Source organism: Phenylobacterium sp. 58.2.17 (genome assembly GCF_026411515.1).
Classification (GTDB): domain Bacteria; phylum Pseudomonadota; class Alphaproteobacteria; order Caulobacterales; family Caulobacteraceae; genus Phenylobacterium.
This window is the reverse complement of sequence record NZ_JAPMTQ010000004.1, coordinates 170,674-190,270: the sequence shown is the minus strand read 5'-3', so window position 1 is coordinate 190,270 and position 19,597 is coordinate 170,674. Positions and strand designations below refer to the sequence as shown.

The 19,597-nt window shown below is 67.9% G+C and carries 17 protein-coding genes; 10 read left to right on the top strand and 7 right to left on the bottom strand.

Annotated elements, in window-relative coordinates; all coding sequences use genetic code 11:
- The first annotated feature begins 1 nt into the window (after position 1).
- The 3 genes from OUA97_RS05410 to OUA97_RS05400 are packed head-to-tail and all read left to right on the top strand — an operon-like array spanning position 2 to position 3,962.
- Positions 2-1,030 (top strand): glycosyltransferase, encoded by a 1,029-nt coding sequence (locus OUA97_RS05410; protein ID WP_267230794.1) that lies wholly within the window; start codon positions 2-4, stop codon positions 1,028-1,030.
- Positions 1,030-2,721 carry an asparagine synthase (glutamine-hydrolyzing) gene (gene asnB, locus OUA97_RS05405; RefSeq protein WP_267230793.1) on the top strand — a complete coding sequence of 564 codons (1,692 nt, stop codon included), beginning with the start codon at positions 1,030-1,032 and terminating at the stop codon, positions 2,719-2,721. Before OUA97_RS05410 ends, asnB begins: the two co-directional genes overlap by 1 nt.
- A 14-nt stretch (positions 2,722-2,735) precedes the next feature.
- On the top strand, positions 2,736-3,962 hold the full coding sequence (locus OUA97_RS05400; RefSeq protein ID WP_267230792.1) for a PQQ-dependent sugar dehydrogenase: 1,227 nt from the start codon (positions 2,736-2,738) through the stop codon (positions 3,960-3,962).
- On the opposite strand, the gene OUA97_RS05395 is transcribed toward OUA97_RS05400, so the two are convergent.
- Positions 3,959-5,071 carry an NAD(P)/FAD-dependent oxidoreductase gene (locus tag OUA97_RS05395; protein ID WP_267230791.1) on the bottom strand — a complete coding sequence of 371 codons (1,113 nt, stop codon included), beginning with the start codon at positions 5,069-5,071 and terminating at the stop codon, positions 3,959-3,961. The two genes, OUA97_RS05400 and OUA97_RS05395, sit on opposite strands and share 4 nt — an antisense overlap.
- A gap of 90 nt (positions 5,072-5,161) precedes the next feature.
- Here OUA97_RS05395 and OUA97_RS05390 point away from each other — a divergent pair, with 90 nt between their 5' ends.
- The 3 genes from OUA97_RS05390 (at position 5,162) to OUA97_RS05380 (ending at position 7,683) form a co-directional block, all read left to right on the top strand.
- A complete protein-coding gene (locus OUA97_RS05390; RefSeq protein ID WP_267230790.1) occupies positions 5,162-6,340 on the top strand; it encodes a serine hydrolase domain-containing protein in 1,179 nt (392 codons plus the stop codon).
- Between the two features lie 69 nt (positions 6,341-6,409).
- Complete coding sequence (locus OUA97_RS05385; RefSeq protein WP_267230789.1) at positions 6,410-6,721, top strand: hypothetical protein; 312 nt, start codon at positions 6,410-6,412, stop codon at positions 6,719-6,721.
- Positions 6,722-6,735: 14 nt separating this feature from the next.
- On the top strand, positions 6,736-7,683 hold the full coding sequence (locus OUA97_RS05380; protein ID WP_267230788.1) for a tetratricopeptide repeat protein: 948 nt from the start codon (positions 6,736-6,738) through the stop codon (positions 7,681-7,683).
- A gap of 12 nt (positions 7,684-7,695) precedes the next feature.
- Here OUA97_RS05380 and OUA97_RS05375 read toward each other — a convergent pair whose 3' ends face one another.
- Positions 7,696-8,181 (bottom strand): VOC family protein, encoded by a 486-nt coding sequence (locus OUA97_RS05375; RefSeq protein ID WP_267230787.1) that lies wholly within the window; start codon positions 8,179-8,181, stop codon positions 7,696-7,698.
- A 19-nt stretch (positions 8,182-8,200) separates the two neighbouring features.
- Complete coding sequence (locus tag OUA97_RS05370) at positions 8,201-11,614, bottom strand: indolepyruvate ferredoxin oxidoreductase family protein (protein ID WP_267230786.1); 3,414 nt, start codon at positions 11,612-11,614, stop codon at positions 8,201-8,203.
- 141 nt (positions 11,615-11,755) lie between these two features.
- Here OUA97_RS05370 and OUA97_RS05365 point away from each other — a divergent pair, with 141 nt between their 5' ends.
- The 3 genes from OUA97_RS05365 to OUA97_RS05355 all read left to right on the top strand — a co-directional run bounded on the left by OUA97_RS05365 (position 11,756) and on the right by OUA97_RS05355 (position 13,883).
- The gene (locus OUA97_RS05365; protein WP_267230785.1) at positions 11,756-12,253 is read left to right on the top strand and encodes an Lrp/AsnC family transcriptional regulator; all 498 of its coding nucleotides are present in this window, start codon (positions 11,756-11,758) and stop codon (positions 12,251-12,253) included.
- A 47-nt stretch (positions 12,254-12,300) separates the two neighbouring features.
- On the top strand, positions 12,301-13,191 hold the full coding sequence (locus tag OUA97_RS05360; protein WP_267230784.1) for a pirin family protein: 891 nt from the start codon (positions 12,301-12,303) through the stop codon (positions 13,189-13,191).
- Positions 13,192-13,265: 74 nt separating this feature from the next.
- Positions 13,266-13,883 (top strand): glutathione S-transferase family protein, encoded by a 618-nt coding sequence (locus OUA97_RS05355; RefSeq protein WP_267230783.1) that lies wholly within the window; start codon positions 13,266-13,268, stop codon positions 13,881-13,883.
- A 165-nt stretch (positions 13,884-14,048) separates the two neighbouring features.
- On the opposite strand, the gene pgsA is transcribed toward OUA97_RS05355, so the two are convergent.
- From pgsA to OUA97_RS05335, 4 genes are read right to left on the bottom strand one after another with little or no spacing between them, the layout of a single operon-like run.
- A complete protein-coding gene (gene pgsA, locus OUA97_RS05350; RefSeq protein ID WP_267230782.1) occupies positions 14,049-14,672 on the bottom strand; it encodes a CDP-diacylglycerol--glycerol-3-phosphate 3-phosphatidyltransferase in 624 nt (207 codons plus the stop codon).
- A gap of 25 nt (positions 14,673-14,697) precedes the next feature.
- A complete protein-coding gene (locus OUA97_RS05345) occupies positions 14,698-14,820 on the bottom strand; it encodes a hypothetical protein (RefSeq protein WP_267230781.1) in 123 nt (40 codons plus the stop codon).
- 48 nt (positions 14,821-14,868) lie between these two features.
- Complete coding sequence (uvrC, locus tag OUA97_RS05340; protein WP_267230780.1) at positions 14,869-16,737, bottom strand: excinuclease ABC subunit UvrC; 1,869 nt, start codon at positions 16,735-16,737, stop codon at positions 14,869-14,871.
- A gap of 46 nt (positions 16,738-16,783) precedes the next feature.
- Entirely contained in the window at positions 16,784-18,571 is a 1,788-nt protein-coding gene (locus tag OUA97_RS05335) for a long-chain-acyl-CoA synthetase (protein ID WP_267230779.1), read from the bottom strand.
- A gap of 172 nt (positions 18,572-18,743) precedes the next feature.
- Between OUA97_RS05335 and OUA97_RS05330 the strand changes: the two genes are divergently transcribed.
- On the top strand, positions 18,744-19,478 hold the full coding sequence (locus OUA97_RS05330) for an HAD family hydrolase (RefSeq protein ID WP_267230778.1): 735 nt from the start codon (positions 18,744-18,746) through the stop codon (positions 19,476-19,478).
- Positions 19,479-19,597: the final 119 nt, after the last annotated feature.

Genomic DNA, 19,597 nt, shown 5'->3' with positions numbered 1-19,597 from the left:
CATGAGCGTCCTGCATCTTCTGGGAACGGCCGGCGAAGGCGGCGCGGAGACCTATTTCCTCGATCTGATCGCGGCCCTGGCTGACGACGGGGTCAAGCAGGCCGCCGCCATCCGCGCCAATCCGAATCGCGAAGCGGCCCTGCGGCGGCTGGACGTCCCGGCCGGAGTCTTCCGGTTCGGCGGGCCCGTCGACCTGCTGACGCGGCCGAAACTGAAGGCCTTCGCCGGCCGCCAAGACGTGAAACTGGCTCTGGCCTGGATGAACCGGGCGGCGCGGCACACCCCGTCGGGGCCCTGGGCGCGGATCGGCCGGCTCGGCGGCTATTACAGCCTGAAGTACTACAAGGGCTTTGAGGAACTGGTGGCCAACACCGAGGACATCGCCGACTGGGTGGTGAGCCAGGGCTGGCCGGCCGGCAAGGTCCGCTACATCCCCAACTTCGCTCTCGCCCCGCCCGACGCCGCGCCGGCCGACCGCGCCGAACTGCACACCCCCGAGGATGCGCCGCTGTTGCTGGCCATGGGCCGGTTGCACGATGCCAAGGCGCACGACGTGGCGCTGGAGGCCCTGGCCCAGATTCCCGAGGCCTATCTCTGGATCGCCGGCGCCGGACCGCTGGAAGCCAAGCTGCGGGCCATGGCCGAGGCGCTCGGCGTCGCGCCGCGGGTGCGATTCCTGGGCTGGCGCAACGATCCCTCGGCGCTCTACCGGGCGGCCGATATCTGCGTGTTCCCGTCGCGCTACGAGCCGCTGGGCAACGTGGTCATCCAGTCCTGGGCGCATGGGCTGCCGGTCGTCGCCGCAGCCAGCCAGGGACCGTCGGCGCTGATCCGCAACGAGGCGGACGGCCTGCTGGTCCCGATCGACGACCCCGGCGCGCTGGCCGAGGCGGTGAACCGGATGATCGCCGACCCGATGCTGTGCATCCGCATGGTGCAGAACGGCTCGGAACGGGTGGAGGCCGATTTCTCGCCTGCCGCGGTGGTCGCCCAGTGGCGGCGGCTGTTCGCCGACTACGGAGCGGTCTGATGTGCGGCATCGCCGGGATTCTCGGCGCGAACGGCTCGGCCCAACCGATGATCGAGGCCCTGACCCATCGCGGCCCCGACGGCGTGTTCGTCGAGGAGGCGGACGGCCGGTCCCTGGCCCACGCGCGACTGTCGATCATCGACCTGGAGGGCGGCTGGCAGCCGCTGCACGGCGCCGGCTGCACGGTCATCGGCAACGGCGAGATCTACAACTATGTCGAGCTGGCGCAGGAATTCGGCCTTGAGGGCCGGATGGGCACCGGCTCGGACTTCGAACCGCTGCTGCATATCTACGCCCAAGAAGGCCCCGCCGCCTTCCACCGACTTAGGGGCATGTACGCCTTCTGCCTGGTCGGGAACGACGGCCGCACTTGGCTGGCGCGCGATCCGTTCGGCATCAAGCCGCTCTATCTGCTCGAGCACGAGGGCTCGGTGGCGTTTGCCTCCGAGCCCCGCGCGTTCCTGGCCGCGGGGATGATCGGGGCCGAGCTGTCGCCGGACCGGGCCCGCGAACTGCTGGCCTTCAACTACACCCTGACCGGCGAGACGATCTTCCAGGGCCTGCGCCGCCTGGCGCCCGGCGAGATCGTGGAGGTGGTGGATGGAAGGATCGTCCCGCGAGAAATCCGCCCCGCCGTCGTCGCCCGGCCGCCGGCCCGCGGCGGCGATCAAGCAGACCTGATCAAGCGGCTCGACGCGGTGCTGGAAGACAGCGTTCGGGTGCACCAGCGCTCGGACGTTCCCTACGGCCTGTTCCTGTCCGGCGGGATCGACTCGGCGACCATAGCCACCCTCATGGCGCGGCTGAACGCGCGCCCGGTCACCGCCTTCACCTGCGGGTTCGACGCGCCGGGCGCGCGCGACGAGCGGGCCCAGGCCGAGCGCGTGGCCACGGCGCTGAACCTCGACTGGCGCGAGACCAGCTTCGGCGAGGAGGATTTCTGGCGGATCCTGCCGCAGGTCGCCTGGGCCATGGACGACCCGACCGCCGACTACGCGACCCTGCCGACCTTTAAACTGGCCGAAGCCGCCAAAGGCACGTTGACCGTGGTGCTGACCGGCGAAGGCGGCGATGAGCTGTTCGGCGGCTACGGCCGCTATCGCCGCGCCCTGCGCCCGGCCTGGCTGGGCGGACGCCCAGCCGAGCCGCGTCACGCAGACAAGGGCGTGGTCGAGCGCTGGCGCGCCGCGGCCGCCGCGCCCAAAGGCCTATCGGGCCTGCAGCGGGCCCAGTGGGCCGACATCGCCACCTGGCTGCCCAACGACCTGCTGCTAAAGCTCGACCGCTGCCTGATGGCCCACGGGCTGGAGGGGCGCACGCCGTTCCTGGACCCGCAGGTCGCAGAGTTCGCTTTTCCCCTGCCCGACCGGATGAAGGTCCAAGGCCGCTACGGCAAGTGGCTGCTGCGCAAGTGGTTGGAGCAGGCCTGTCCCGCCGCCGATCCCTGGGGCCGCAAGAAGGGCTTCACCGTGCCGGTCGACGCCTGGATCGCGCCGCGCGCCGGCGAGATCGCCGCGCGGATCGGCCAGGTCGAGGCGGTGCGGCGTATCCTGGGGCCGGAGGCGGGCGCCGCCTTTGCGGCGCAGGAAACCGGGCGCTGGCCGTTGTTGTTCTTTGCGGTCTGGTCGCTCATCCATCTCGAAGGCGCCGCGCCGAGCGACGCCTTGGCCGCCGTGGCCGGCCGCCCTTGATCCCAGGAGTCCCGATGCGCCGTCTTGTCCTCACCACCGCCCTCGCCGCCCTGGTCGCCGCCTGCGGCGGAACCGAAGGCCAGGCGCAGTCCGGCGCGGCCGGCGCGCCGGTCGCCTCCAAGCCCGCCAATGCGCCCGATCAGAAGCCCGCCTTCCCCGGCCAGACCCGCGCGCCGGAGGTGAAGTCGAACCTCGCCCTGCAGGTGACGACGCTGGCCGAGGGCCTGGAGATGCCCTGGGGTCTGGCCTTCCTCCCGGACGGCCGGCTGCTGATCACCGAAAAGCACCTCGGCCAGCTGCAGATCCTCGGAACCGACGGCAAGCTGTCGGGTCCAATCATCGGCCTGCCCGCCGTGGTCGGCGCCGACCAGGGCGGACTGCTGGGCGTGGCGGTCGATCCGAAGTTCGCAGACAACGGCCTGATCTACTGGAGCTACGCCGAACCGGCAGCTGACGGGACCAACAACACCGCCGTCGCGCGCGGAAAGCTGAGCGGCGACCGGATCGAGGACGTCCAGGTCATCTTCCGCCAGACCCCGTCGCTGAACTCGACCAAGCACTATGGCGGGCGGCTGGTGTTCGCGCCGGACGGCACGCTGTTCGTCACCACAGGCGAGCGTTCGATCCTTGAGGGCCGCGCTCAGGCCCAGCGCCTGGACGGCACGCTAGGCAAGGTGGTTCGCATCAATTCCGACGGCACTATCCCCAAGGACAACCCGTTCGTGGGCAAGCCCGGCGTGCGGCCGGAGATCTGGTCCTACGGCCACCGCAACATCCTGTCGGCGGCGATCGACCCCAAGACCGGCAAGCTGTGGGAAGTCGAGCACGGCGCGCGCGGCGGCGACGAGCTGAACCAGCCGCAGGCCGGCAAGGACTACGGCTGGCCGACCATCACCTATGGCCTGGAATATTCTGGCAAGCCGGTCGGCGCTGGACTCACAGCCAAGGACGGTATGGAGCAGCCGGTCTACTACTGGGACCCGGTGATCGCTCCGGCTGGTATGGCGTTCTACGAAGCCGACCTGTTCCCAGCCTGGAAGGGAAACATCCTGATCGGCGGCCTGGGCAGCAAGGCCGTGGTGCGGCTGGTCATGCAGAACGGCAAGGTGGTCGGCGAGGAGCGGCTGCTGACCGACCTCAACGAGCGCATCCGTGACGTCGTCGTCGGCCCCGACGGGGCGCTGTACCTCGCCACCGACAGCAAGAACGGCCGGGTGCTGAAGGTCACGCCGAAGGGCTAGAGCCCCAGCCGGCCTGCGACCTCTTCGCCGATCGCCAGCGAGGAGGTCAGGCCCGGGCTCTCGATGCCGAACAGTGTGACCAGGCCGGCTAGGCCGTGCGCCTCCGGTCCGTCGATGCGAAAGTCGGGCTGCGGCTCACCCGGGCCGTGCAGCTTGGGTCGGATGCCGGCATAGTCAGGCGCCAAGGCGCCGTCCGGCAGGGCCGGCCAGAATTTGCGGATATAGGCGTAGAATTCATCGCCCAGCGCCGGGTCGACGCTGTAATCCAGCTCGTCGACATAGTGCAGGTCGGGGCCGAACACCGCCTGGCCGCCCAGGTCGCGGCGATAGTGGGTGCCCAGCGCGCCCGGGATCGGCGGCGGATAGATCAACCGCGCGAATGGCGCCTTGCCGCTGAGCCGGAAATAGACCCCCTTGCCGTAGTGCAGCGGCGGGATCGTATCCTTCGGAAATCCCTCGATCTCGCCAGCGACAGCCTGGGCCGACAGCCCCGGCGCGGTGACCAGCAGGCGGGCGGTCAGAGCGGTCGGCTCGGCGCCGCCGGCGCGGACCCTGTAGCCGCCGCCGTCCAGCGGGGTCGCGCCCTCGAACGGCGTGGAAGTGACCACCGCCCCGCCGGCCGCTTCGATCTCGCCCTGTAGGGCCAACATGTAGCCGTGGCTGTCGAAGACGCCGCTCTCGGGCGAGATCAGCGCCGCCTCGCAGTTGAGCTGGGGCTCGAGCGCCAGCGCCTGGGCCTTGGTCAGGCGGGCCATGCCCTCGACGTCGTTGGTCTGCGCCTGCGCCAGGATGCCGTCGAGGCGGCCCACCTCTTCGGCGTTGGTGGCGACCACCAGCTTGCCGCAGCGGTCGTAGGCGACCTTGTGCGCGTCGAGGAAGGCGTAGAGCGCCCGCCGCCCCTGGACGCAGAGTCGCGCCTTCAGCGAGCCGGTCGGATAGTAGAGGCCGCCGTGGATGACTTCGGAATTGCGGGCCGAGACCCCCTCGCCGATGATCGGCCCGGCCTCCAGCACCGCGACCACCAGGCCGCGCTTGCTGAACGCATAACCGCAGGCCAGGCCCACCGCGCCAGCCCCGACCACCACCGCGTCGAAATCGAAATCCGCCATGGCCAAGGCCTAGCCGAACGACGGCGGTATGCAAACCGCCCACCGCTGTCTAGCTTGGCCGTCAATCACAAATAGAGCGGGAGGGCGCCCATGCACGCAAGCAGACTCACACTGATGGCCTTGGCGGTCGCCGGCGGATTGCATGGCGCTGCGCTGGCACAGGACCCTGCCCCGCCGTCCGCCGGCGCCTCGATCCTGGCCTGGACGCCGGACCAGCAGCGCTACGGCTATCGCAACATGGAGAAGCTCACCCCGGTCGAGGTCGTGCCGCGCGGTGCGCAGGTGCGCGAGCTGCCGCTTGCGCCCCGCCAGATCGATCCGAAGTGGACCTGGAACGGCCAGGCCCAGAGCCTCGACAGCTATATGACCGCGATGAACACCTCCGGCGTGGTGGTGCTGAAGGACGGCCAGATCGTGCTCGAGCGCTACGGCCTGGACCGCAAGCCGAATGAACGCTGGACCTCGTTCTCGGTCGCCAAGTCGGTCACCGCCACCCTGGTCGGGGCGGCGATCAAGGACGGCAAGATCAAGAGCCTGGACGACGTCGTCACCAACTACATTCCCGAGCTCAAAGGCGGCGCCTACGAGGGCGTCACGGTCCGCCAGCTGCTGACCATGACCTCCGGCGTGAAGTGGAACGAGGACTATACCGACCTCAATTCCGACGTCGCCAAGGCCGGGACGACGCCGGGCGAGCCGGGCATGAACCCGATCGTCAGCTACATGCGCAAGCTGCCGCGCGAGGCCGAGCCCGGGGCCAAGTTCGTCTACAAGACCGGCGAAACCGACCTGGCCGGAATCCTGGTCTCCAACGCCGTCGGCAAGCCGCTGTCGACCTATCTCTCGGAAAAGATCTGGGCGCCCTATGGCATGGAGCAGGACGCCATCTGGGTTAAGGACCCGGCCGGCCACGAACGCGGCGGCTGCTGCATGTCGATGACTGCCCGCGACTACGCGCGGCTTGGCCAGTTCATGCTGGAAGGCGGCAAGGTGAACGGCCAGGACGTGCTGCCGGTCGGCTGGGTCGCCGACGCCACCCGCGCCCACCAATCGTTCCCGCCCGGCGGGGTCGAGACCGGCTACGGCTATTTCTGGTGGATCATCCCGGACGGCTATGCGGCCGAAGGCATCTTCGGCCAGCAGATCTTCGTCTACCCGGCCGAAAAGCTGGTCATCGCGATCAACTCGGCCTGGCCAGCGGCGTCGAAGGACGAGCTCTGGCAGGCGCAGATGGCGTTCGCTCAAGCGGTGCGGCAGGCCGCCAAGTAACACATTTACTGGCCTCCAGCACCGAGCGTATCCTGGCCGCGTCACCTCGCCCCAAGGAGGGGATACGCAATGGTGCAGAAGGCGCATTCAGGCGATGTCCTCACGGGCGCCAGCGCCCAGGCCGCTGAGCGCTACGAGAGCGCCCTCGAGGCCTTCTACTGCTACGCGGGCGATCCTCTGGCCCTGCTGGAGGAGGCGCTCTCCGACAGTCCGCAGTTCGTCATGGGCCATGCTCTGAAGGCCTATCTGACCATGATCGGGACCAACGCCGAGGCCGCCGCCCTCGGCGTCCAGGCGCTGGCCAGGGCCGAGGGCTGCCGGCCAACGACCGCGAGCGCGGACACCTGGCGGCCCTCGCCCACCTCCGCGACGGCGAGCTGAAGGCTGCGGGGCGCGTGCTGGAGGATCTGGCCATCGCCAATCCGCGCGACGGACTGGCGCTGCAGGTCGGACACCTGGTCGACTTCCTGGTCGGCGACAGCCGCATGCTGCGCGACCGCATCGGCCGGGCCTTGCCTTCCTGGTCGCCAGCGGCGCCCGGCTATCACGCGGTGCTTGGCATGCACGCGTTCGGCCTGGAGGAATCCGGTCAGTACGGCCGCGCCGAGGACACTGCTCGCTGCTCCCTTGATCTCAATCCCCGCAACGGCTGGTCATGGCACGCGGTGGCGCACGTGATGGAGATGCAGGACCGCCGCCGCGACGGCGTGGCCTGGTTCCGCGGAGACCTGCCAGCCTGGACCGGCGACAGCTTCTTCCAGGTGCACAACTGGTGGCACCTGGCGCTGTTTCACCTAGGCCTCGGCGAGGTGGACGAGGCGCTGGCCCTCTTCGACGGCCCGATCTGGGGCGCGAAATCGGACATGGCCTTCGACATGGTCGACGCCGCGGCCCTGCTTTGGCGGCTACACCTGCGCGGCGTCGACCTGGGCGAGCGCTGGGCCCCGCTGGCCGACGCCTACGAGGCCAAGATCGACAAGGGGACCTACGCCTTCGACGACGCCCACGCGATGATGGCCTTCGTCGGCGCCGGCCGCACTGAGGCGGCCAGGGCCCTGCTCGACCTTCAAAGACAGGTTCTGGCCGGCGGACGCGACAACGCCGGCTTCGTCCGCGACGTCGGCTTGCCGGTGATGGAGGCCCTGCACGCCTTCGGCGAGGGCCGCTACGCGTTGACGCTCGACCGCCTGCGCGACGTGCGCAACCGTGCCGCACGCTTCGGCGGCAGCCACGCCCAACGCGACGTCATCGACCTGACCATCATTGAGGCCGCCGCCCGCAACGGCGACCTCCCCCTGCGCGACGCCTTGCTGGCCGAACGGGCGAACGCGCTGCCGGTCTGATTCGGCGAGCGCTCACGACTGAGCGACGGGTGATCGACCTGTGATCCGCACATAGTAGCCGTCGAGATCCAGGATGCGGAAATCGGTCAACCCCCAGGGCTGATCGACGAGGGCGGTGATCTCCGCCTGTCGGCTGGCGACAGCGCGGGCACGGACAGCTGCGACATCGTCGACCACGACGACCAGTTCGACGCCGAGCCCCACCCTGCGGCCAGGCTCCGGGCGAACCGGATGACCCGCCGGAAGTTGAGACGCTGAGCTGAGCCCGAGGACGGCGCCTCCACGGCCGATGGAGACGTAACCGCCGGGAGCCTCGCGCAGAATTTCGAAACCGAGAACATCCCGATAGAAGGCGGCCGAACGCCTGACGTCATGAACGAACAACTCGACGCGCAGAGCAGGCTGCGCAGTCTCGATGTCCGGTTCAGAACGATCTCCCATGCGATGAACATGGGAGCCACGACCAACCTTGGCAATGCAGGCGAACCGTCGAGCCACGGCGCCCTTTCGGGAGGCTCTAGGCCTCCCACTTGGTCCACAGCTTGGCCTCTTCGGCCTTGGCGGTCTTGACCGCAGCTTCCTTGATGTGCCCGAATCCGCGGATGGCCTGCGGGACCGCGGCGATCTTGATCGCCAGCGGCAGGCGTTCGGCGTCGAGGCCGGCCAGCAGCTTGGCCAGGCCCGCCTCGTAGTCGGCGATCAGGCCGCGCTCCATGCGGCGCTCCTCGGTGCGGCCGAAGACGTCGAGCGGACCGCCGCGCAGCCCCTTCATCCTGGCCATGATCGGGAAGGCGGTCTCCAGCATCCAGCCGCTGAACTCGATCTTCTTCGGCTTGCCGTCCGGCCCCTTGGGCGCGATCAGCGGCGGCGACAGCAGGATCTTGGTCTTGCCGCCCTTGAAGGCTGCATTGCGCTCCTGCGCGAAACGACCGTCAGTATAGAGGCGAGCGACCTCGTACTCGTCCTTGTAGGCCATCAGCTTGTAGAGGTTGACCGCCACCGCGCGGGTCAGCTTGTCCGAACCAAGCGGAGCCTCGGCCGCGGCGACCTTGGCCACCTGGTCGGCGTAGCGCCGGGCGTAGGCGGCGTCCTGATAGGCGGTCAGCTCGCGGGTGCGGTGGGCGATCAGCTCGTCCAGCGGCATCGTCTCCGGCGTCGGGGTGCGATCCTCGGCCGCCCGGGCCAGGCTCGGGTCGTGGGCGACGCGGCGGCCCAGCTCGAAGGCCTGGAGATTGGCCTCGGCCTGGACGCCGTTCAAGCGGATGGCGCGATAGACCGCCCGGCTGGACAGCGGGATCAGGCCCTTCTGCCAAGCGAAACCGACCATGATCATGTTCGCGTAGATGGCGTCGCCGAAGTTGCTCTCCGCCAAATGATGGGCGGGGCACTCGTCATAGGTCTTGGTCGCCGCCTTGATCTTGCGCGACATCAGGCCGGCGTCGAAGCGCACGTCGCGGTCGCTGACGAAATCGGCGGTCGGCGCGAAATCCTCGTTGCCCACCGCCGCGGTGCGGTCTTTTGCATAGAGCGCCAGGGCGTCGGCGCCCGCCGCCGAGAGGATGTCGCAGGCGATCAGCACATTGGCCGAGGCCGCCGGCACGCGGCCGCCGACTACGGTCTCCTCGGTCTCGCCGATGCGCACGTGGGAGAACACCGCCCCGCCCTTTTGGGCCAGGCCAGTCATGTCGACCACCGACGAGGCGCGCCCGTCGACGTGCGCGGCCATGGCCAGGATCGAGGCGACGGTGGTCACGCCGGTGCCGCCGATGCCGGTGAAGACGATGTTGCGCACGCCTTCCAGCGGCTCGAACGTCGGCAGCGGGGTGGAATCGGCGGTCAGAGCCGGCATCGACTTGGCCTGGGCGTTTTCGCCGCCTTCAATGGTGATGAAGGACGGACAGAACCCCTGCAGGCAGGAATAGTCGGTATTGCAGCTCGACTGGTTGATCCTGCGCTTGCGGCCAAACTCGGTGTTCAGCGGCTCGACCGAGACGCAGTTTGACTTCTTCGAGCAGTCGCCACAGCCCTCGCAGACCAGGGGGTTGATGAAGACGCGCTTGGTGGCGACGTCCATCGAACCGCGCTTGCGGCGGCGGCGCTTCTCGGTGGCGCAGACTTGGTCATAGAGCAGAACAGTGGTGCCGGGCGTCTCGCGCAGCATCTTCTGCACGTCCATCAGCTCGGAGCGCGGCTTGACCTCGACGCCTGGCGCGAGGTCGGTGACGCTCTCGTAGCGGCTGGGATCGTCGGCGACGATGACGGTCTTGGTCACGCCCTCCGAGGCCAGCTGGCGAGTAATCTGGGCGGGCGTGAAGCCGCTCTCGGCCGCCTGGCCGCCGGTCATGGCGACGGCGTCGTTGAACAGCAACTTGTAGGTGACGTGGCTGTTCGCCGCGATCGACGCGCGGATCGCCAGTGAACCGGAGTGGTTGTAGGTGCCGTCGCCCAGGTTCACGAACACATGCGGTTCGCTGGTGAACGGCGCCGAGCCGACCCAGGTCAGGCCTTCGCCGCCCATGTGGCTGTTCAGATCAGTCTGCGGGTCGTTGAAGCTGGCCATGTAGTGGCAGCCGATCCCGGCGAGGGCGCGCGTCCCCTCCGGCAGCCGCGTCGAGGTGTTGTGCGGGCAGCCCGAACAGAAGAACGGCTTGCGCTGCTGTTCGGCGGCCAGGGTCACGGCGGCCATCGAGGCGGCCGAGACGCGGGAAAGGTAGTCGTGCACCCGCTCCATGTGCGGACCAGGCGGAAGCCGGTCGGCGATGGCCAGCGCGACCTCGGCCACCGACAATGAGCCAAGCTCGGACAGCAGCGGGTGACCCTGCTCGTCCACCTTACCGATGATCTTCGGGCGGGCGTGGGCCGGCAGATCGTAGAGCGCGGCGCGGGCCTGGGTCTCGATCAGCGGTCGCTTGTGCTCGACCACCATCAGCGTCTCGAGGCCGGCGGCGAAGGCGCGCAGGCCGGTCGGCTCCAGCGGCCATGGCATGCCGACCTTGTAAATCGCGACGCCGAGGTCCGAGGCCTGCTTGGCCGAAACGCCCATGGCGGCGAGCGCCTCGATCACGTCCTTGTAGGCCTGGCCCTGGCAGACGATGCCGAGGCGCGGGCGCGAGGAGCCGAGCATCACGCGGTCGAGGCGGTTGGCGCGGGCGAAGGCCAAGGCGGCTGGGATTTTGAAGTTGCGGAGCCGGCGCTCCTTCTCCAGCGGCTGGTCCTTGAGCCGGATGCCCAGGCCGCCGGACGGCAGGGCGAAGTTCGCAGGCGCGAGGATCTGGTGACGGTCCATCGAGACGTCGATGGTGACGCCGGAGTCCATGGTGTCGGCCAGCGCGATCAGCCCGACCCATAGGCCCGAGAACCGCGACATGGCGATGCCCATCAGGCCGAAGTCGAGCACTTCCTGCACGTCGGCCGGCGACAGCACCGGCATCTCGAAGTCCTGGAACGCGTACTCGGATTGTGACGGCAGGGTCGAGGACTTGCAGGTGTGGTCGTCGCCGGCCACCGCCAGCACGCCGCCCTTGGCCCAGGTGCCGGCGAAGTTGGCGTGCTTGAAGGCGTCGCCCGTGCGGTCCACCCCGGGCGCCTTGCCGTACCACATGCCGGTGACGCCATCGAACTTGGCGCCCGGGAACAGGTTGGCCTGCTGGCTGCCCCAGACGGCGGTCGCGGCGAGGTCCTCGTTGAGGCCCTCCTTGAAGACGACCTCGGCGTCCTTGAGGAACTTGGCGGCGCGGTGCGCCTGCTGGTCCAGCCCGCCGAGCGGCGAACCGCGATAACCGGAGACGAAACCGGCCGTGTTGAGGCCCGCGGCCTTGTCCAGACGGTGCTGATCGATCATCACCCGGAGCAGCGCCTGGACGCCCGTGATGAAAACTCGACCTTCCGTGAGCAGGAATTTGTCGTCGAGCGTCACGTCAGCGTGCCGCATAGCAATATCTTTCCTTTTCGGCTCCCCAATGCCAATAGAAGATCATATAAGATCGATGGAATTGCTTGCCAAAGGCGTGCCCCGACAAGGTCATTTCGGGGCAAGATTGACGCCGAATTATGCGGTTTGATGGAGGAAAAATTGTCCGAGGCCCTCGACGCGGTCGATGCCAAGATTCTGGATCTCATCCAGCATGACGCCGGATTGTCGGTCGCCGAGATCGCTGAACGGGTCGGTTTGTCCTCCAGCCCCTGCTGGCGGCGGATCAAGCGGCTGGAGGATACGGGCGTCATTCAGCGCCGGGTGACCATTCTAGACCGCGATCTGCTGGGCCTGGGCTTCGAGGTCTATTGCACCGTCAAGCTGAGCCTGCCGACCAAGGACAACCTCGACGCCTTCGAGACCGCGATCACCAAGCTGCCGGAGGTGGTGCAGTGCGCCACCGTCACCGGCGCGGCCGACTACGAGCTGCGCGTCGTGACCCGCGACATGCATGCATTCGACGATTTCCTGCGCGACAAGATCCTGTCGCTGGGCCTGGTGTCGAACATCGAGAGCCGGATCGTGATCCGCTCTGTGAAGAACACCACCGCCGCTCCGCTCGGCCTTGTCAGCCCCTATGTGAGCGCGCAAGGCTAGCCTCGTTCCTGCGCTCCCTCGCAGGAACCTGCGCAGGGAGCCGGACCATGATCGACCTCGTCATAGACCAACGCCGCAAGGACCTCGGCGGGTTCGAAGTCGGCCGCGTCCTGCCGTTCGCCAAGCGTCGGATGATCGGCCCCTTCATCTTCTTCGATCACATGGGGCCGGCACAATTCCAGGCCGGCTTCGGCCGCGAGGTCGACGTGCGCCCGCACCCGCACATCGGGCTTTCGACGCTCTCCTATCTGTTCGAGGGCGAGATGACCCACCGCGATTCCGTCGGCGTCACCCAGCCGATCCGGCCGGGCGAGGTGAACTGGATGACCGCTGGCAGCGGCATTACCCATTCCGAGCGCTTCGAGACCCTACGCGAGAAGGGCGGCCGGATGAACGGCATCCAGACCTGGATCGCCCTACCGGTCGAAGACGAGGAGATGGCCCCCGCATTCAACCACTACTCGCCGGACGTCCTGCCGACGCATGAGGAAAAGGGTATGTGGGCGCGGCTGATCGCCGGCCAAGCCTTCGGCGCCTCGTCCCCGGTCAAGACCCATTCGCCGATGTTCTATGTCCACTGGCACCTGAACGCCGGCGCGCGGGCGCAGCTTCCGGCCGAGTACCCCGAGCGCGCGGCCTATGTCGCCCAGGGCATGGTCGAGGTTGACGGCCGCCAGTTCCACGAGGGCCAGATGCTGGTCTTCGAACCAGGCCAGCCCATCCTGGTCACGGCGATCAGCGACGCCATCGTCATGCTGCTGGGCGGCGAGCCGATCGGCCCGCGCCTGATCGAGTGGAACTTCGTCTCTTCGTCCAAGGACCGCCTGGAACAGGCCAAGGCCGACTGGCGGGCCGGGCGGATGAAGCTGCCCGACGCCGACGACCAGGAATTCATCCCCCTGCCCGAGCCGCCCCCGGCGGCCAATCCCATGTCCTGAGGGCGCTTGGGGCTTGATAGCCCCAACGTAAACCGCGCCAAATGCCGGCCACACAAGAGTCCAGGGAGGACGGCATGAAACTCTACACGTCGATGGGCCCCAATCCGGCCGTCGTGACCATGTTCCTGGCCGAGAAAGGCGCGCAGGTTCCGACCGAGAAGGTCGACCTGATGGCCGGCGAAAACCGCCAGCCGCCCTACGTCGCCAAGAACCCGGCCGGCCAGTTGCCCTGCCTGGAGCTCGACGACGGCTCGCACCTGGCCGAGATAACCGCCATCTGCGAGTACATCGACGAGAAGTTCCCCGGCCCGTCGCTGATCGGCTCGACCCCAGAAGAGCGCGCCGCCACCCGCATGTGGGTGCGCCGCATCGACCTGAACATCTGCGAGCCGATGACCAACGGCTTCCGGTTCGCCGAGGGCCTGCCGCTGTTCCAGAGCCGCGTGCGCACCATTCCGCACGCCGCCGGCGACCTGAAGGAACTGGCCCAGGAGAAGATCGCCTGGCTGGACGGCCTGATGACCGGCAAGACCTGGGTGGCGGGCGACCGCTTCACCCTGGCTGACGTCCTGCTGTTCTGCTTCCTGCAGTTCGGCGCCTCGGTCGGCCAACCGATCAACCCGGACAACAAGAATATCGTCGCCTGGGTCGAGCGCGTGAAGGCCCGCGCCGCCGAGAAAGCGCCGGCCTGATGCGAGGATCATCCCGGTTTCGGCCGTAGGCCAAGGACCGGGATCCATTCGCGCCCGCCTGGCGGAATGAAGCAAAGGCCGTGCTCGCGCGGCCCTATCGGGTGTTCATGGATCCCGGACAGTCGCGGCGCGACTTCCGGGATGACCCCCAGGGCGACAACGGCCCTATTTTCCGATCAGCGCCTTGCGGGTCTGTTCCCAGTACTGGGCCCCGGTGATCAGGGTGACGATGGTCGCCAGCCACATCAGGCCATGGGCGAACAGGGTGACCGGCTGCTCAATGGCCGGTTCCGGCGGCAGGCCGAAAGCGCCCCACGAGGCGACCAGCAGCTCGGCCGCCAAGGCGGTCAGCTGCAGCGTCGTCTTCCACTTGGCCAGCATGGTGACCGGCAGCTTGACGCCCTTACCGGCGCCGACCTCGCGCAGGGCGCTAACCGTGAACTCGCGGAACAGCATCAGCCCGGCCGGCAGCACCACCGCCGGCTGGCCGCCCATGGCCAGCAGGCCGAGGATCGCGCCGCAGACCAGCACCTTGTCGCCGATCGGGTCGAGGATCGCGCCCCAGACGCTGACCGCGTCCAGCTTGCGCGCCAACCAACCGTCGAAGAAATCGGTGACCGCGGCGATCACGAACGACCAGAAAGCCCAGCGCTGCAGCGAAAACTGCGCCTCGGGCGTCAGGTGCTCGCTGACATAGGGCACCGCCCCTGCCGCCGTCGCCAGCGCCAGAAACACGAAGAGGGTCAGGACCAGCCGCAGCGAGGTCAGGATGTTCGGCAGAGCTTTCATGGCGGCTTTAACGCAGTGCGGTCCTTTAGGTGGCCGGCGTCAGCTCGACCTTCTGGGTTTGCTTGACATAGACGCAGATTCGCTTGTCCGCGCCTTCCCGTAACACGGCAAGCCCGGAGGTCTGCGTACCTATGGACCAGCGGATCATGGGCCTCTCCCAGTCGGCCCTCGTCGGGGCGACAGACTAACCGCAGACCTAGCTCTTGCGGAAGAAGTCGAAGATCCGCTGGGCGAGCGCCTCGCTCACCCCGTCCACCTTGGCCAGATCGTCGACCGAGGCGCGGCTGACCCCGCGCGCCGAGCCGAAGGCGTGCAGCAGGGCGCGTTTGCGGCCCGGCCCGACGCCGTCGATCTCGTCGAGCGGGTTCTTCTTCAGATCCATCGAGCGGCGGGTCTGGTGGCTGCCGTTGGCGAAGCGGTGGGCCTCGTCGCGCAGGCGCTGCAGGTAGTAGAGCACCGGCGATTTCGGCTCGAGCATGAAGGGCGTCTTGCCCTCGATGAAGAACCGCTCCAGCCCGGCGTCGCGGTCCGGCCCCTTGGCGACGCCGACGACGTTGATGTCGTCCACGCCGATGTCGGCCATCACTTCCAGCACCGCGGCCAGTTGCCCCGCGCCGCCGTCGACCAGCACCAGGTCCGGGCGCACCGGGTTCTCGCCGGCCTCCTCTTCCTTGACCAGGCGCGAGAAGCGGCGACGCATCACCTCCTTCATCATGCCGTAGTCGTCCCCCGGGGTGAGGTCGGTCCCCTTGATGTTGAACTTGCGGTACTGGCCCTTCTGGAAGCCGTCGGGCCCGGCCACGATCATGCCCCCGACCGCGTTGGTCCCGGAGATGTGGGCGTTGTCGTAGACCTCGATCCGCTCGGGATTGGCCTCCAGGCCGAACGCCTCGCAGACCCCGGCCAGCAACTTCGATTGGGCCGAGCTCTCGGCCATCTTGCGGCCGAGCGCCTCGCGGGCGTTGGTCAGGGCGTGCTCGACCAGCTGGGCTTTCTCGCCGCGCTTGGGCTGGTGGATCTCGACCTTGCGCCCGGCCTTCACGGCGAACGCCTCGGACAGCAGCGGGCTCTCCGCCGGCTCGATATTAGTCAGGATCAGCTTGGGGATCGGCTTGTCGTCGTAGAACTGGCCGAGAAACGCGGACATCACCTCGGGGTCCTCGTCGCTCTTGTCGACCCGCGGGAAGTAGGCGCGGTTGCCCCAGTTTTGGCCAGCGCGGAAGAAGAACACCTGCACGCAGGCCTGGCCGCCCTCGGCGTGCAGGGCGAAGACGTCGGCCTCCTCCAAGGTCTCCGGATTGATCTGCTGTTCCTGCGAAACCGAGGCCAGGGCCCGGATGCGATCGCGGATGCGGGCGGCGCGCTCGAACTCCATCTCGTCGGAGGCCGCCTGCATTTCGGCCGACAGCCTGCCGATCACCGCCCGGCTCTTGCCGCGCAGGAAATCCTCGGCCTGGTCGACCAGCCCGCCATAGTCCTCCAGGCTGATCAGCCCTGTACAGGGCGCCGAGCACCGCTTTATCTGGTGCAGCATGCAGGGGCGCGTGCGGCTCTCGTAGACGCTGTCCGAGCAGGAGCGCAGCAGGAACGCCTTCTGCAGGGTGTTCAGGGTCTTGTTGACCGAAAGGGCGCTGGCGAACGGCCCGAAATAGTCGCCCTTGATGGTATGCGCGCCGCGATGCTTGCGCAGCTGGGCGGCCGGATGCTCGCGCCGGATGACGATCTCTGGAAAACTCTTGTCGTCGCGCAGCAGCACATTGAAGCGCGGCTTCAACTGCTTGATCAGGTTGATTTCCAGCAGCAGGGCGTCGGTCTCGGTGCGGACCGTGACGAACTCCATCGACCGGGTCAGGTCGACCATCAGGGCGATGCGCTGGGTGTGGAAGCGGCCTTGCGCGTACTGCAGCACGCGCTTCTTCAGCGACCGCGCCTTGCCGACATAGAGCACCTCGCCGCCCTCGCCCATCATACGATAGACGCCCGGCGCGTCCGGCAGGCGGCGCACCTCGTCCTTGATCAGGGCTGCGCCCTGCAGAGGCGCGTCGGCGGTCACTTCGGTCGGCATGTCGCCAATATAGGCGAGTCCGCGCCGCGGCGTAGGGCGCGCGGCGCTAGAGCTTCACCCCGCCGGCCAGGATCTTGGCGTGACCGGGCTTGGTCAGCTTCACATAGCCCTTGTTCGGATCCTTGTAGTAGACGGGCCCCTTGAAGCGCGTCGGGTCGAAGCCTTCGTCGACCAGGTCGATCTTGCGGTACTTGAAGGTGCCGGTGGTCTCGATCGCGGGCAGGATGCGCACGAACACCGGCTGAGCGTACGGCGGCAACTCGCGGTTCACGACCTCCTCGAAGGCCTTGATGTCGAACTCCGGCTCGACCACCAGCCCGGCCATGCCGGCGCGGCCGTCCGCGCCCTCGACCGCAACGCCGTAGACATTGGCCTCGGCCACGCCGGGGATCGCCTGCAGGTGGCCGGCCACCTCCCCCGTCGAGACGTTCTCGCCCTTCCAGCGGAAGGTGTCGCCGATCCGGTCGACGAAATAGAAGTAGCCGTCGACATCGGTCTTCATCAGGTCGCCGGTGCGGAACCAGGCGTCACCCTTGGCGAACACGTCGCGCAGGATCTTCTTGTCCGAGGCGGCCTTGTCGACATAGCCGGTGAACTCGCTGCGCGCATCGTGCCCGATCTTGCCGATGCACTCGCCGATCTGCCCCGGACCGGCCTCGATGCAGAGGCCGTTCAGGCCACGGACCTCCTCTTCCTTCTCGACGTCGAACTGGACGAGCCGGAAGTTGAACCGCTCCTTCAACCACTTCGGCACCCGCCCGATCGCCCCGACCTTGCCGTCGAAGTTGAACATCGAGACGTTGCCCTCGGTCGCGCCGTAGAACTCGAGGATCTCCGGAATGCGGAACCGGCTCTTCATCTGCGCCCAGACGTCGGCGCGCAGGCCGTTGCCGAAGGCCAGGCGGATCTTGTGCGCGCGCTCGGCCTCGACCTCCTCGTGGTTCACGAGGTAGCGGCACAGCTCGCCGATGTAGACGAACATGGTGCAGTTCTCTTCGACCACGTCGTCCCAGAAGTGGCTGGCCGAGAACTTCTTGCGCAGCACCACCGAGCCGCCGTTCAGCAGCGCCGCGCCCAGCGCGCAGAGCCCGCCGGTGGCGTGGTAGAGCGGCAGGGTGACGTAGACGCGGTCCTTGTCGGTCGCCCCGGTCGAGCCGGCGAATCCACGCATGTAGAGCTGGGCTCGGACATGCGTGATGCGCGCGGCCTTCGGCAGGCCGGTCGTGCCGCTGGTGTAGATGTAGAGCGCCGTATCCTTGGCGGTCATGCCGTCGCGCACGGAGCGGTCGGGCGGCAGCTGACTGCAGCTCTTCAGCGCCTGGCTCAAATCACGCTGGTCGCCGTGCGCCTGGCCCAGCACCCATTGCTGCATGGGCCGTTCCAGCAGCCCCTTGGCCTGTTCGAAGGCCGGCGAGGTCTCACTGTCGACGATGACATGCGCCGCGCCCGAGATGTTCAGGCAGTGGGCCAGCGGCGCGCCGGCCAGCTGATTGTTGATCAGGGCGGTGACGGCGCCGATCTTGGTCAGGCCGTACCAGATCGGAAAGTACTCGATCCGGTTAGGCAGGAAGAGCGCCACGGTCTGGCCGCGCCGCACACCGATCCCCTTGGCCCAGTGGGCGAAACGGTTGGCCACGGCGTCCATCTCGCCATAGGTCAGCGTCTTGTGCTCGAAGGTCAGGGCCGGACGCTCACGCCACTGCTCGACCGCCGCCTGGATGTCGTCGCAGATCAGGTTGTCCGAGGTCGGCGCAATCGACTTCACCCGCTTAAGGGTGCGTCTCAGACTGCGAAAGAACCGCCAATCACGTTCCAGACGCGCCTTGAGTCGCATTCATTCCCTCCGACGTGACACCACCTTGGAGGCGCCCGGTCAGGGGGGTCAAGCTGGGCCATGGCCGCATCCGGTCACACACGCGTCAGGCGAGCGCGAGCGTGGCGGAAAGGACTCACCCGGCGCCGGCGGGGCTGGAATCGCCGGGCTTTCGCTGGCATCCCAACGCGCCATGAGCAGCCTGCCCAAAGCGATTCTGTTCGACCTGGACGAAACCATCATCTCCTTCGGATCGCGCCGGCTGATCCTGCAGGCGGTGATCGAAGAGTTCGCCGCCCGCTTCGCCCCGGTGACGCCCGAGGACGCCGGCGTGGTCATGGAGGCCGGGTTCCGGCGGTTCTGGTCGGACGAGGCCCGGGCCGCCATCTGGCGTCAGAACCTAGGCGCCGGCCGCATCCTGGCGGTCGAGGAAGGCTTCGCGGAACTTCGCGACCGCGCGCCCGACCTGACCGCTGAATTCGCCCATGCCTTCGGCGAGCGCTTTCATACCTATCGCGAGCAGCAGGCCAAGTTCTTCCCCGGCGCGCTGGAGACGATTCAGGCGTTCTGCGACCTGGGCGTGAAGCTGGCCCTGGTCACCAATGGCGCGGCCGAGCCGCAGCGTGCCAAGGTCGAGCGTTTCAACCTCGCGCCGCTGTTCGATCATGTGCAGATCGAGGGCGAGGCCGGGTTCGGCAAGCCGCAGGAACAAGCCTACGTCCACGCCATGCAGGTGCTCGGCGTGCAGCCGCATGAAACCTGGATGGTCGGCGACAACCTCGAATGGGAAGTCGCCGCCCCGCAGCGGCTGGGCATCTACGCCATCTGGCATGACCATCTCGGCGAGGGACTGCCGGCCGGCAGCCCGATCCGGCCGGATCGGATCGTGCGCTCCATCGCAGAACTCAACCCGCACAATCGGGGCTGAAGCTCAGGGCGAAACCTGCGGGCCAGTCGCCTATTTCGTGCAACTTGCCGGGCCACACCCTCCCTTAACCACCTTGTCGCCACTGTCGCGATCTGTAGCGCCGATTAAGGGCCGGGGGC